The 14,504-nt window shown below is 55.4% G+C and carries 12 protein-coding genes; 2 read left to right on the top strand and 10 right to left on the bottom strand.

The window, feature by feature from the left end; translation table 11 throughout:
- The first annotated feature begins 55 nt into the window (after nt 1-55).
- Nucleotides 56-1,456 carry an adenosylmethionine--8-amino-7-oxononanoate transaminase gene (bioA, locus tag ACMTNU_RS07410; RefSeq protein ID WP_413934593.1) on the top strand — a complete coding sequence of 467 codons (1,401 nt, stop codon included), beginning with the start codon at nt 56-58 and terminating at the stop codon, nt 1,454-1,456.
- A 15-nt stretch (nt 1,457-1,471) separates the two neighbouring features.
- The gene (lhgO, locus tag ACMTNU_RS07405; RefSeq protein WP_413934592.1) at nt 1,472-2,671 is read left to right on the top strand and encodes an L-2-hydroxyglutarate oxidase; all 1,200 of its coding nucleotides are present in this window, start codon (nt 1,472-1,474) and stop codon (nt 2,669-2,671) included.
- 385 nt (nt 2,672-3,056) lie between these two features.
- Here the strand turns inward: lhgO and ACMTNU_RS07400 are convergent, their stop codons facing one another.
- From ACMTNU_RS07400 to pyrR, 10 genes are all read right to left on the bottom strand, one after another.
- Nucleotides 3,057-3,854, bottom strand: coding sequence for an S-adenosyl-l-methionine hydroxide adenosyltransferase family protein (locus tag ACMTNU_RS07400; RefSeq protein ID WP_413934591.1), 798 nt, complete (start codon nt 3,852-3,854; stop codon nt 3,057-3,059).
- Nucleotide 3,855: 1 nt separating this feature from the next.
- A complete protein-coding gene (greA, locus tag ACMTNU_RS07395) occupies nt 3,856-4,332 on the bottom strand; it encodes a transcription elongation factor GreA (RefSeq protein ID WP_413934590.1) in 477 nt (158 codons plus the stop codon).
- Nucleotides 4,333-4,355: 23 nt separating this feature from the next.
- Entirely contained in the window at nt 4,356-7,607 is a 3,252-nt protein-coding gene (gene carB, locus ACMTNU_RS07390; RefSeq protein ID WP_413934589.1) for a carbamoyl-phosphate synthase large subunit, read from the bottom strand.
- 19 nt (nt 7,608-7,626) lie between these two features.
- Nucleotides 7,627-8,586 (bottom strand): M48 family metallopeptidase, encoded by a 960-nt coding sequence (locus ACMTNU_RS07385; RefSeq protein WP_413934588.1) that lies wholly within the window; start codon nt 8,584-8,586, stop codon nt 7,627-7,629.
- Nucleotides 8,587-8,654: 68 nt separating this feature from the next.
- Nucleotides 8,655-9,605, bottom strand: coding sequence for a signal peptide peptidase SppA (gene sppA, locus ACMTNU_RS07380; RefSeq protein WP_413934587.1), 951 nt, complete (start codon nt 9,603-9,605; stop codon nt 8,655-8,657).
- Nucleotides 9,598-10,770, bottom strand: a complete 1,173-nt coding sequence (gene carA / locus ACMTNU_RS07375) for a glutamine-hydrolyzing carbamoyl-phosphate synthase small subunit (RefSeq protein ID WP_413934586.1) — start codon at nt 10,768-10,770, stop codon at nt 9,598-9,600. Before carA ends, sppA begins: the two co-directional genes overlap by 8 nt.
- Nucleotides 10,767-11,279, bottom strand: coding sequence for a DUF4149 domain-containing protein (locus ACMTNU_RS07370; protein ID WP_413934634.1), 513 nt, complete (start codon nt 11,277-11,279; stop codon nt 10,767-10,769). Before ACMTNU_RS07370 ends, carA begins: the two co-directional genes overlap by 4 nt.
- A 13-nt stretch (nt 11,280-11,292) precedes the next feature.
- On the bottom strand, nt 11,293-12,579 hold the full coding sequence (locus ACMTNU_RS07365; RefSeq protein ID WP_413934585.1) for a dihydroorotase: 1,287 nt from the start codon (nt 12,577-12,579) through the stop codon (nt 11,293-11,295).
- Nucleotides 12,580-12,696: 117 nt separating this feature from the next.
- Entirely contained in the window at nt 12,697-13,620 is a 924-nt protein-coding gene (locus ACMTNU_RS07360) for an aspartate carbamoyltransferase catalytic subunit (RefSeq protein WP_413934584.1), read from the bottom strand.
- A gap of 22 nt (nt 13,621-13,642) precedes the next feature.
- On the bottom strand, nt 13,643-14,200 hold the full coding sequence (pyrR, locus tag ACMTNU_RS07355; protein ID WP_413934583.1) for a bifunctional pyr operon transcriptional regulator/uracil phosphoribosyltransferase PyrR: 558 nt from the start codon (nt 14,198-14,200) through the stop codon (nt 13,643-13,645).
- Nucleotides 14,201-14,504 lie beyond the last annotated feature (304 nt).

Genomic DNA, 14,504 nt, shown 5'->3' with positions numbered 1-14,504 from the left:
TTCGTCTCTGCTATACGCCATGAGCCATGCACTCCACAACTAATGTGTTCCACACATGGCACGCAAGCCGACCACTCAACAACTCGCAACATGGGACCGCCGCTATCTCTGGCATCCGTTTACCCAGATGCAGGAGTGGGAGCAAGAGGAACCGCTCATCATCGAGCGTGGGAAAGGCTCCTACCTGATCGATACGGAGGGCAACAAATATCTCGACGGCACCTCCTCCATTTGGGTCAATCTCCATGGCCATCGCCACCCGACCCTTGACCGCGCCCTCAAGAAGCAGCTCGACAAGATTGCCCACTCGACATTTCTCGGACTCTCGAACCCACCGGCGATTGAGCTCGCCCGTGAGTTGATCCGCATCGCGCCTAAAGGGCTCACCCGCGTCTTCTATTCGGACAACGGCTCAACAGCGGTGGAGATTGCCCTGAAGATGGCCGTTCAGTACTGGCAACAGCGCCATCCCGAGGCGGGCCAGAAGAATACGTTCCTCCATCTGAAACTCGCCTACCATGGAGATACGATTGGAGCCGTCAGCGTTGGTAATATCGCACTCTTCCATTCGCGCTTTAAACCGCTCTTGTTCCCAACTCTGGAAGCCGAGCCGCCCCATTGCTACCGTTGTCCGCTCAAGCTGATGTACCCCTCCTGCAATATGGCCTGTCTCGACCCTATTGAACAACTTCTTCAACGCCGCCACAAGGACTTAGCCGGTTTCATTATCGAACCGGTCATGCAAGCTGCTGCCGGGATGCTCCCCCAGCCCTCCGGCTATCTCACGCGAATCCGTGAGCTTTGCACGAACTATCACGTGTTGCTGATCGCCGATGAAGTGGCAACAGGCTTCGGACGTACCGGCAAGATGTTCGCCTGCGAGCAGGAAGGGGTCACGCCGGATCTGATGGCCATCAGCAAAGGACTCACCGGTGGATACATGCCTTTGGCGGCAACTCTGACAACAGATGAGATCTATCAGGGCTTTCTCGGCAGCTACGACGAGTTCAAGACCTTCTTCCATGGCCACAGTTTTACCGGTAACCCTCTGGGCTGTTCCGTGGCGCTCGCCAATCTCAAGGTATTTCGCCAGGAAAAGACGCTCGCTCGACTCTCTTCCACCATCAAGCTGTTCAGCCGATGGCTCGCACCCCTCGCGGCGCTCCCTCAGGTCGGCGACGTTCGTCAGCGGGGACTGATGGCGGGAGTTGAATTGGTCATGGACAAACGGACCAAGACCCCCTACCCACTCAGCGCCAAGGCCGGCCACCGCGTGGCAGCCATCGCCCGATCAAAGGGATTGATCTTGAGACCGATCGGGAATGTCCTCGTACTCATCCCACCACTCTCCATCTCCAAAGATGAATTGAAGAAAACGGTGGAAATTCTCAAGCAATCCATAGAGACTCTGCAAATAGATTTATCCTTAACCCAGGGTACGCCAACCAACCGGTAGCACGACATGCCTTCTATGAAGACCTGTGATTTTCTCATCATCGGCGGCGGAGTCATCGGCCTCAGTATCGCACGTGAACTCCGAACCAGGCGCGGAGATGCCAGCATCCTCTTGATTGAAAAGGAGCCCTCCTGTGGAGCCCATGCCAGCGGGCGCAACAGCGGGGTCCTCCACGCGGGGTTCTACTACTCACCCGACAGCCTGAAAGCTAAATTTACACGCCTTGGGAATGAGCGACTCACGGCGTACTGTGAAGAGAAACAGATCTCCCTCAATAAATGCGGGAAGCTCGTGGTCGCCAAGGATGCAGCGGACTTACCCTCACTTGACGAGTTATTCCGTCGAGGCCGGATCAACGGCATTGAACTCCAACCCCTCACGGAAACAGAGGCGAAATCGATCGAACCTCGAGTCAAAACGTATCAACGAGCACTGTTCTCCCCCCGCACGTCGACCGTCAACCCTCTCCATGTCGTCAATGCGATGCAGCAGGATGCGCTTCGTGAGGGTGTTCACATTCAGTGCGATACGGCCTATCGAGGGCGAGACAACGGGACCGTTCGAACAAACCAGGACCGCATTGCCGCCGGCTATGTGGTGAATGCCGCAGGTCTCTACGCTGATAAAATCGCCATGGACTATGGCTTTTCTGAAAAATATCGCATCCTCCCGTTCAAGGGGCTCTATCTGTACTCGGATGAACCTCCCGGTTCGATTCGCACGAATATTTATCCTGTCCCCGATCTCAGAAACCCGTTCCTTGGTGTTCACTTCACGATCACGGCGGATGGGAAAGCCAAGATCGGCCCAACCGCCATCCCGGCCATGTGGCGTGAAAACTACGACGGGTTTGGGAATTTTAATCTCGGCGAGCTGGTAGAAGTCGCGAGCCGAGGACTCGGGTTGCTGACCGGAGCGGGATTCGACTTCAGACGGTTGGCGCTGGAGGAGATGGCCAAATATTCTAGGAGCAAAATGGTGGCGTTGGCCTCTGTCCTCGCCGAGGGAGTAGACGAACGCAATTATCACACATGGGGGCGACCCGGCATCCGCGCGCAACTCCTCGACATCACCAAAAAGAAACTCGAAATGGATTTTGTCCTCGAAGGCGACCATCGTTCGATGCACGTGCTGAACGCGGTTTCTCCGGCCTTTACCTGTTCACTCCCGTTCGCCAGCTATGTCTGTGATCATATCGACAAGGCGATCCGCTGACACAGCAGGTTGCTGGAAATCACTTCAGCTGCGTTCTCGCATCGCTCAGAGGCTCAACGTATAGAAGGCGAAGGCACAGTACCTCTTCGCTCGCTGTGGCTTTGTTCGGTGAAGACCGCGTCTTGGCGCGACGGGGTGGGTGGGTAAGAACGAGGCTTTTTGAAGAAACTGCGACTCAGCTAGCCCGCATTATTCCTGACAGTTCGTGGCGAAATCGCTCAGCCGCGTCGTGAGACCAGCGCGCGTAGCCCGGAGGACCCGAAGCGTACTCGTGCAGTACGTTGAGGGTTCAAGGGGCGAGCCCGCTGGCCGCAGGCTCGTCGGAACAGCGGATCGGCGATTGCAGCAGAAGTGTTCATGAATAATGTGGGCTAGGACGATCAGGTCAGCACAGACGGACTTCTTCGCCCACGGCAAACTGAAGACAACGTGCCGCATTTTCTTCCTGCAGAAAAATCTCCAAGTTCCCACCGCTATTGATCAGCGCAGACGGACTCTGACGATGGCCTTGGCTGTAACTTCCGACCAAATCATTGATGATATAGGTTCCGATGTGAATCTCGACAGATTGTCCCGTCACACCTCGAAATTCTCGGATCTGCCTCGCGGTGATGTTGGAAATAAGATTTCCAAATCGATCGACAGACGCGATCTTTCCAATCAGCACATCCTCGTGCCAGACCGGCATCGCGACGGAACGTCGAATCGGATCCTGGACGGTCGGTCCAAAAAACGACGGCGGGACACCTTTACTCAACCAGGCGGCAGCCGGAGCAAACACATCTCGACCATCAAAGGTCGATCCGGCCGTTTCCAAGCGATACTGTGGGTCGGTGATCTGCCAGACCTTGGCTCCGACCTCCTGTTCCAAAATTTCCGTGAATAACCCGTTATCCGGACCGACAAACAAGAACCCCGCAGCAGACACGAGTAATGCCCGACGTTCGGTCCCGACTCCGGGATCAACGACGGCGACAAAGATCGTTCCTGCCGGAAAGTACCGATAACAGGACTTCAGGAAATACCCGGCCTCCTGAATCTGATGCGATGTGATCTGATGAGAGAGGTCGACAAGCAGCGCGGACGAATTGATCGAGAGGATCACTCCCTTCATGCTGGCGACAAAGCTATCACGTTCTCCAAAATCCGTCAGCAAGGCGATGAGGGGTCGTGCCTCCGGCACGTCAACATTCCTCGAATTTGATCTCCACGACTTCGTATTCAACCATCTTGACGGGAGTCTTCACCTCGACAAAATCGCCGACACGTTTCCCGATCAAGGCACGACCGACGGGCGACTGCACTGAGATCTTGTTGAACTTCATATCGGCTTCATCTTGCCCCACCAGCGTATACTGTTTCTTGGATTGCGATTCCTGCTCAACCACCAATACCGTCGCCCCAAAGACGATGGTCTCGCTGGTGCGCCCGGTGATTTCCACAATGCGCGCGTCGGCGATCTTTCCCTCGAGTTCGGAGATCCGTGACTCAATGAAACCCTGACGCTCTTTGGCGGCATCGTATTCGGCATTTTCACTGAGATCGCCGTGCGCTCTCGCCTCCGCAATCGCCTCGATCACCTTCGGACGCTCGATTTTGCGCAGTCGGACGAGTTCAGCCTGTAACGCTTCAAAACCTTTCTTGGTGATTGGTGTCGGCATGCTCCGGTTGCTCCTCAACTGGGTTAAGCCTGATGATACTCCTGCAATGTCCGGATCGACAGATCTTTTTTCAGGATCGCTTCGATCGCCATCGCTGCGGCGTGGGCCCCTCGCATGGTCGTGAAATAGGGAATTCCCCGATGGAGTGCTTCTCGTCTGATGGCGAGCGAATCGACATGCGCCGAGGCCGTCCGTACCGTATTGACGACAATGGCCACTGAGCCGTTCTTAATGTGATCAACGATGTGCGGTCTGCCTTCGGCCACTTTATTCACAATCTCCACGGGAAGTCCATGCTCTCGGAGATAGCCGGCAGTCCCACTCGTTCCCTGGATTCGCATCCCCAGCTGACTCAACGCCCTCCCTACTTCGAGCGCAGCAGGACGATCCGATGCTTTCACGCTAATGAACGCCGTTCCCGAGGTCGGCAACACAGCCCCGGCCCCCGCCTGGGATTTTGCAAATGCCCATCCAAAATCCTCGTCCAGGCCCATCACCTCTCCAGTCGATTTCATCTCCGGCCCGAGCAGCACATCGACCCCTGGAAATTTATTGAATGGGAATACCGCCTCTTTCACCGAGAAATGCACAGGTACCGGAGCCTGTGTCAATCCAAGCTCCCTCAGCGAGCGCCCCATCATCACCATCATCGCTAGCTTTGCAAGCGGCACACCAATCGCTTTACTCACGAACGGAACGGTCCGGGATCCGCGTGGATTGACCTCTAACACATAAATCGTCTCTCCCTTGACGGCAAATTGAGCATTCATCAACCCGATAACTCCCAACTCCTTGGCCAACATTCTCATCTGACGCTCGATCTCAATAACAATCGGCTTCTCAAGGGTGTAGGGAGGAAGCGAGCAGGCTGAATCGCCGGAGTGGACCCCAGCCTCTTCAATATGCTCCATAATGCCTGCGACCACTACGGTTTCCCCATCTGATATCGCATCGGCATCAACTTCGATCGCGTCGGCCAGGTATTTATCGATCAACACGGGATGGTTGGGCGATGCCTTGACCGCCGACCGCATGTATTCCAACAGGCCGGTTTCGTCATAGACAATCTGCATGGACCGTCCACCCAAGACATACGACGGACGCACCATGACCGGATAGCTGATCTGCCCGGCAATCCGCACCGCTTCCTCGATCGATCGAGCGGTTCCGCTCTCCGCCTGACGCAAGTCAAGCCTATTCAACAGTTCACGGAACCGTTCACGATCCTCCGCCAGATCGATGGCATCAGGACTGGTGCCGAGAATCTTGACACCAGCCTTTGAGAGCGGAAGCGCAAGCTTCAAAGGTGTCTGTCCCCCAAATTGCAACACCACACCAAGCGGCTGTTCCCGATGCACGATATTCAGCACATCCTCATGGGTGAGCGGCTCAAAGTAGAGGCGATCAGAGGTGTCGTAATCCGTGCTCACGGTTTCTGGATTGCAGTTCACCATGATCGTATCGATCGCTTCTTCCCGAAGCGCCATGGCTGCATGCACGCAGCAGTAGTCGAACTCGATACCCTGTCCGATACGATTAGGTCCTCCACCAAGAATGACAACCTTCTTTCGATCAGACGGCCTTGCTTCGCACTCGCGGCCATAGGTGGAATAGAGATACGGCGTCTGAGCCTCGAACTCCGCAGCACAGGTATCGACTCGTTTATAGGTCACGCGCCGTTCCCGATGTTCCATGCGTGCCTTCGCAACCATCCCGGCTTCACAGCCCAGCAAGTGAGCAATGCGATCGTCCGAAAAGCCGAGTTCCTTGGCTTCCCAGAGGAGTTCTCCCCTCAAACACTCAATCGGGTTGGTCGCATGCCCGACAAGGGCTCGTTCAAAATCCACTAACTGTCTCACCTGATCCAAGAACCAGGGATCGACTTTCGTCGTTGCGCTCAATTCCTTGTCGGTCAACCCCATGCGCATGGCGTCGGCCAGGTACCACAGTCGCTCGGGTAATGGCGTGCGGAGGACTCCCTCAAGTTTCTCGATGGCCTCCGAACGATTGAATCCCGTCGGCACACCGCGATCCAGGCCGAACCGCGACACCAGCCCGTTCAGCTCCAATTCCAACGAACGAATGGCCTTCTGCAACGACTCTTTAAAAGTACGCCCAATCGCCATCACCTCACCGACCGACTTCATTTGGGTCGTCAAGGTCGGATCGGCCCCTTTGAACTTCTGAAAAGCAAATCGAGGAATCTTGACCACGACGTAATCGATAGCCGGCTCAAACGACGCCTTTGTCACTCCGGTAATATCGTTGGTAATCTCATCCAGCGTGTATCCGACGGCAAGCTTGGCGGCGATCTTCGCAATTGGAAACCCGGTCGCCTTCGATGCCAACGCCGAACTTCGGGATACCCGAGGATTCATTTCAATGACGACCATCTCACCATTGGCCGGGTTGATACCGAACTGGATGTTCGATCCGCCCGTGTCGACCCCAATCTCGCGAATGATGCGCAGAGCCGCATCCCGCATGTGTTGGTATTCTTTGTCGGTCAAGGTCATGGCCGGCGCCACGGTGATGCTGTCCCCGGTGTGAACCCCCATCGGATCAAAATTTTCAATGGAGCACACGATGACGACATTGTCTTTCAGGTCACGCATGACCTCCAATTCATACTCTTTCCAACCGATCACCGATTCCTCGATCAAGACCTGGCTCACCGGACTCATGGCCAGTGCCCACTCAATCAACCGCTCAAACTCTTCACGATTGTAAGCAATGTTTCCACCGGTCCCTCCCATCGTAAAGGAAGGGCGAATGATCGCGGGAAACCCGACGGTCTCCACAATGGCAACGGCCTCCTGTCGACTATGCGCCGTCCCGCTCTTCGGCACACGCAGCCCGATCCGTTGCATGGCCTGCTTAAATGCCTCTCGATCCTCGGCCTTATGGATCGCCTCCGCCGACGCACCCACAAGGGTAACTCCATATTTCTCGAGCACGCCTCGTTTGACTAAGCCCATCGTGGTGTTTAAGGCCGTTTGTCCGCCCATGGTCGGCAGCAAGGCATCAGGCCGTTCTCGTTCGATGACCTTTTCGACGACCTCCAACGTAATCGGTTCCACATAGGTCCGATCAGCCAGCTCTGGATCGGTCATGATTGTGGCCGGATTACTATTGATGAGAATGACCTTATAGCCCTCGGCCTTAAGAGCTTTACAGGCTTGTGTACCGGAGTAATCAAATTCACAGGCTTGCCCGATCACGATTGGGCCTGAGCCGATCATCAGAATCGATTGGATATCCGTGCGTTTTGGCATGGTGATCTACTGACAGTCGTTAACTGGATGGAAGTTCTGGACCAATGACGGGGTGATAGGGAGCCGGAACTGGCCCCTGATTCTCCTGAGTGGCATGATAGTACTTCATGGCCTCAGGGAGCCAGGCTTCGATCTGATTGATACGCGCCAGATCAGAGGGATGTGTGGACAAAAACTCGGGAATCGTATGTTGAGATCGGAAACACACTTTGTCAATCATCTGCCTGGGACATCCACTCATTCGCTCCCAAAACGGAACTGCCTCTCGAGGATCGTACCCAGCCTGCGCCATCAGTTTGAGCCCGATGTAGTCTGCTTCTGATTCTTGTTTTCGTCCGAATGGTAATGACACCCCGACACCATAGGCGCTCATCGCCGCAATGGCTGCATCCGGTCGGCCAGCTGCGGCTCCGGCAGCCAACGCACCGACCTGACCAATCGTTTCCAGAATACTCCGGCTATATCGTTCTGCGCCATGTCGTTGAAGAGCATGTGCCACTTCATGACCGATCACGGTGGCTAAGCCATTTTCGTTCTTCGTAATCTTCAAAATTCCCGTAAACACTGCAACCTTTCCACCGGGAAGAGCGAAGGCATTGATCGTGCGATCATCTCGGATGATCGCAAATTCCCATTGATATTCCGGTTTCTTCGCGACAGCCGCGATGCGATTCCCCACCCTATTGACCAACTCATTCAACTCAGGATCGTCGCTCACCGGTGCTTTTCGAAGCAATTCCCGATAGGCACCGACCCCCATCGCCATTTCTTTTTCCTCGGAAATATAAATAAACTGATCCCGAGCGGTCCCTGGGGCCCTGACACATCCGCTCATTGCCGCGGCCAGAGTTCCCACGCACCCCATTGTCAGGAGACTCGAGAGCCCCAGCGCTCTGCGAACACCTCCGAGTAGCAACGTCCGACGACCAACGGGCGTTGCGAGCAATCGGTCGATCTCGTGGTCCGACGGCTGCACCATCTGTCACTCCTACCGCACTCTCCCCCTTCATTCTAACACCAGCCACACCATCGGCATCTTTCTTTTTCCTAAGGCATCCACAGGTACATAAACTGAGGAGTTCCCCCACGCACAACTGTCGCAAGATCGAGCTCAGCAAGACTGGCGAGTCCGCTCGGTGCCACTAGCTTCGAATACACGTTGTTCGAGTACTCACCTGGTCGCTGGTACGTCACAACGCGGGCTTCCGTCAGACCGGCTTGTTTCTTAGCGACCTCAACCGCGTCCTCGAGATAGCCGATCTCATCGACCAAACCGGCCTCCTTCGCTTGCTCCCCCGTATAGATACGACCATCAGCCAGCCGCTTGATCTGTTCCATCTGCAAATTGGTACGACCTTCCTGCACGATGGTCAAGAATCGCTGATAAAATGAATCAATCAACCCCTGGAAAATGGCTCGTTCCTCCACCGTCATGGTTCGAAACGGCGAGCCCATATCCTTGCGAGGACCTGACGTCACGGCCGTCGCTTCGACTCCAATTTTCTCGAGCAACCCCTTGGCATTAACCGTAAGCATGATGACCCCGATACTCCCGGTGACGGATGACGGATGCGCCAGAACCTTGTCGGCTGCCGCTGCAATATAGTAGCCACCCGACGTCCCCAGATCCATAATGGAGGCAATAATGGGAACCTTGCGATTGGTTTTGAACGTCTTTAATTCATGATAAATGATATCCGAGGCTGTGACCGTACCTCCGGGTGTATTGATGCGCAGGACTATCGCTTTGATCTGCTCATCCTTCGCAGCCCTGGTTAGTTGCTCCTTCACGCTTGCGATCATACTGGGGGTTGGACGGAATCCCTCTTTCTCCTGCGAACTGATCATCCCGGAAATCTCGATCAATAGAACCTTTGCCTTTCCCGTCCCGTCGACTTGCGTTTCCTGTAATGGGCCAGGGCCAGGAAACAGGGGGAAATTGAAGGTACAGCCGGACAACATCAGACCAATCACACCCATCACAACAGCATTACGCATAGTGGTTCTCCATACGCCGCACAAACTCACCGAACAGATACGCAGCATCGTGCGGTCCCGGTGCTGCCTCCGGATGGTATTGGACCGAGAAAACCGGATGATCAAGAGAGGCCATCCCTTCAACCGAGCAGTCATTCAAACTGACATGTGTCATGGCAAGTCGTCCATATCGCGTATCGATCACAGGCGAAACCTTGGGTATGTCAACGAGCATCGGTTCAGCCTGCACGGCGAAATTATGGTTCTGCGAAGTGATTTCCACTTTTCTTGTTCGTAGATCCATCACGGGGTGATTCGCTCCATGATGGCCGAACTTCAACTTGTAGGTCTTGAGTCCAAACGCGAGGCCAAGGATCTGATGCCCCAAGCAGATCCCGAAAATGGGATAGCGACCGATCAGTTGCTCCACTGTCTTTGCGGCATACGGAACCCCCTCAGGGTCTCCGGGACCATTCGAAAGAAAAACTCCATGCGGCTTGAGGGCTGCCACCGCTTCGACTGACGTGGCGGCAGGAACGACGGTCACATCGCATCCAACATCCACCAATCGTCTTAGGATGTTGTATTTGATGCCAAAATCATAGACAACAACCCGCCAGCGTGCACCGCTTCCTGTTTCTTCACCGTTTGGCCATGGTGCCCAATCACCCGTCCCGGTCGTCCACTCGTAGGAATGCGCACAGGTCACTTCAGCAGCGAGATCTCGCCCAACGATACCGGGTGCCTGTCTGGCTCGCCCAATCGCCCGGTCATGGTCGAGGTCAAGATGCGTGATACAGCCTTGTTGCGACCCATGCTCGCGCAAATGCCTTGTCAACGCCCTGGTATCGATCCCCTCAATGGCGACAACGTGAGTCTCTACCAACGACTCGTGAAGGGTCTGCTTACCTCGCCAGTTACTGACCAATCGGCTCGCTTCATGCACGACAAACCCTTCAGCCCAGGCTCGACGGGATTCCACATCTTCCGGCGTCACGCCATAGTTCCCGATTTGTGGGCAAGTCATCGTGATGATCTGTCCCTTGTACGACGGATCGCTCAGTATTTCCTGGTAGCCGGTCATGGCCGTGTTAAACACGACCTCACCGACTGTTTCACCTTCGTAACCAAGCGCACGGCCTTCGAAGACCGTCCCATCCGCCAATGCCAAAACCGCCTTTTTCACGATTGCCTTCCGTCGTAGTCCATCACGTGTTTTGCTCTGATCCCAACAAGCAGAAGGCCCAATGCCAAGTTGACCATGTATAGCGATCGAATCGGCAACAGCACGCGAAAGAATGCCTCGAACGCGGCTTTCTTGGCTCCCTCATCCTTTGTTGCAAATGCCTGCGCTTGAAGCGCCGCTGCATCAGGATGCAACACCAGAATGATCACCCCTGCGATCATGACCATTATGCCCAATACAGTGATCTCGCTCACACGAACCACCACACGAGGCTCACCGCTCCACCATCGACCGAACAACGCCACAACGAGAATGCCGCCGGCCCCGATGATGAACCGATGATACCCCTCGAACGCACGGGTCAAAAACATCCCTCCGGAGTCTTGTCCTCCGAACGTATTGAATACCGCCGGAATCACCGCACCGCTCAGCACAATCATCCCCCCGACCCACACCGCGAGGGCTACCCCCTCGAGCGTGAGACAACAGATCATCCCCCATCGGGGCATGCGCCGCACGGCACTACCGCTCCACGGGGCTGGCCTCGAATACCACACGGCCGCCTACGATCGTGGTCACTACCCGCCCTCTCACCTTCCAGCCGACAAACGGTGTGTTTCGGCTCTTGGACCGAAACTTCGACGGATCAACCTCCCATTGTTCCTGCTGGTCCACGATGGCGACATCGGCGTCCGCACCCACTGCCAATGTCCCTTTTTTGAGTCCGAATGCGGCTGCCGGAGCAGACGTGAGCTTCTGAACGGCCTGCTCGATCGACAGAACCCCTTCCTCCACCAATCCCAACGTCAGCGAGAGCGCGGTCTCAAGTCCGACAATTCCAAATGGAGCCTCGGTAAAATCTTGCTGCTTCTCCTGAGTCGCATGAGGGGCATGATCCGTTGCGATCACATCAATCGTACCGTCGCGCAATCCTTCTCTGATCGCCTGGACATCGGTCCACGTCCGCAAGGGCGGATTCATTTTGGCATGCGTATTGTAACCGCGAACCAGTTCTTCTGTCAGTGTGAAGTGGTGTGGGCAGGCTTCCGCCGTCACAGGGATCCCGCGAGCCTTTGCCTCCCGTACCATTCGCGCCGACCCGGCGGTGCTGATGTGGGCAAGATGCAAGCGAGCCCCTGTCAACTCAGACAGCGACAGATTGCGCGCCACCATCACATCTTCGGCTGCCGCAGGGATACCGGGCAATCCAAGCTCGGTGGAAATCAACCCCTCGTTCATACAACCGCCTTCGGCGAGATGAAGATCTTCGCAGTGATCAACAACGGTGAGGTCAAATGCCGACGCATATTCCATGGCACGCCACATCACCAAACTGTTCATCACGGGCTTCCCATCGTCGGAAATGGCCACACAACCGGAACGCCGCAAGTCACCGATTTCGGCCAGTTCCTTCCCTTCGGATCCTTTGGTGATCGCCCCGATCGGCAACACATTCGCGAGACCGGCCAGCCGAGCCCGTTCCAAGATAAACTCAGTCACGGCTTGATTGTCGTTCACCGGACTTGTATTGGGCATGCAGCAGACGGTCGTAAATCCTCCGGCCACTGCCGCGGCGCTGCCGCTTTGAATGGTTTCTTTGTATTCAAATCCCGGCTCCCGAAAATGCACGTGCAGATCGACAAATCCCGGCACGACAAGCTTTCCCTCCGCCTGAATCGTCCGACTGCCGGCGGGAGCAGACAGCTGGGGAGCCACAGCCGTGATCTTCCCGCCATCGATGAGTACGTCGGCCATTCCGACAAACCGACCTGGATCAATGACCCGACCACCTTTAATCAAAATCGACACGATACGCCCTTTCTACGATTTTTCAGAATCTTCTGCTCTGATGATCCGTCACGTCACCCTCTGTGTTCAAGCTCCGCTAATCGTTCGCTCACTCGACCGATCGCCGGATCATCCGCTTCACGAACTGGTTCCGGACATGAGGTACAAAATCCCCATCCGCACCGCCACCCCATTCGCGACTTGGTCTAAAATCACGGACGATAAACTATCGGCTACATCCGGAGCGATCTCCACCCCTCGATTGATAGGGCCGGGGTGCATCACGATGGCAGCGGAGTCAGCGAGCCGCACACGCTCGGCAGTGAGCCCGTAGAGTCTCGAATATTCTCGGATTGAAGGAAACTGTGCGCGCCCTTGCCGCTCGAGTTGAAGCCGCAACATCATGATGACATTCACGTCGCGCAGCCCTTCATCCATATTGTGGCACACCTTCACTCCCAGCTTTTCGACACCCCATGGCATCATCGTCGGCGGCCCCACCACTCTGACCTCGGCGCCGAGCTTGACGAGCGCATAGATATTCGAACGAGCCACACGACTATGCGACACATCGCCGACAATCGCCACGCGCAACCCTCGAAAATTCATTCCGCGTTGTCGAATCGTATAGAGATCGAGCAACGCTTGCGTGGGATGCTCATGCCATCCATCGCCTGCATTGATGACAGACGATTTCACTCCCTGAGCCAACGCTTCGGCGGCGCCCGCCGAGGAATGGCGCAATACGATAATGTCCGCCTGCATCGCTTCGATATTTCTCGCCGTATCGAGCAGCGTTTCCCCCTTCACCACACTACTGGAGGAAGGTGCAAAGTTGATCACATCGGCGCTCAGCCGCTTGGCGGCCAATTCAAAGGACGTCCGCGTCCTCGTGCTCGGCTCGAAGAAGAGATTGACGACCGTCTTCCCTCTCAACGCCGGTACTTTCTTGATTTCACGCCCCGTCACTTCCTTAAAGGAATCGGCGGTATCGAGGATGAGCATGATCTCATCGACCGCCAACGGAGCGAGGCTCAACAGATCTTTGCGCTTCAAGCTCATGGAACCCTCCATTCCATGACCATCATCCTGCCTTCAAAATGACCACGCGGTCATGCTCTCCATCCTCTTCCAACAACACCTGAACCTGTTCATCTCGAGAAGTCGGCAGATTTTTCCCGATGTAATTGGCCTTGATCGGCAACTGCCGATGCCCACGATCCACCAACACTGCCAACTGAATCTCTTCCGGACGCCCTAAATCCATAAGCCCATCCATCGCGGCTCGTATCGTTCTTCCGGTAAACAGGACGTCATCAACGAGTACAACAATCTTGTTCGCCATATCGAACGGTACCGACGTTTTTCTCAGAATCGGCTGGTTTTTCCGCAACGCCAAGTCATCTCGATACAACGTAATATCCAATTCCCCGATGGGAATCTGAACGCCTTCGATGCCGTGAACACGTTTGGCAAGTCGGTGCGCAAGATAGACACCGCCGGTTCGAATCCCGACCAGTGCGAGATCCTTCACCCCCTTGTTCCGCTCCAGGATTTCGTGCGCAATGCGGGTCAAGGCTCGGGCGATATCCCCGGCATCCATGATGAGCTTTTCATCTTTCCGTTCGAGTGGCTTGTCCATATCAGCGGTCAATCAGCGGTCATAGCAACAACGAGCTGTCAGTCTGCAGCGCTTGGCCATTAGCCATCAACGCGGGAGAGAACTGAAGACTAATGGCTTGGCCCCTAGTTTCAGACATAAAAAAACCTCCTCACCAGGAATGGAGAGAAGGTCGATTGAAAACCAACTTGAGTCGGAAGAGGACCCACCGCGCAACTCCTTGCTCACCTCACTGGATGAGCATTAAAGGTTTCGCTATCCTACTGAGTCAGTGATGCGCTGTCAAGGTTCGTCACAGGGGTCTCCCACGCTCACACTTCTCTCA

This window comes from Nitrospira sp. BLG_1 (genome assembly GCF_047338595.1).
Classification (GTDB): domain Bacteria; phylum Nitrospirota; class Nitrospiria; order Nitrospirales; family Nitrospiraceae; genus Nitrospira_D.
This window is presented reverse-complemented; position numbering and strand designations above follow the sequence as displayed.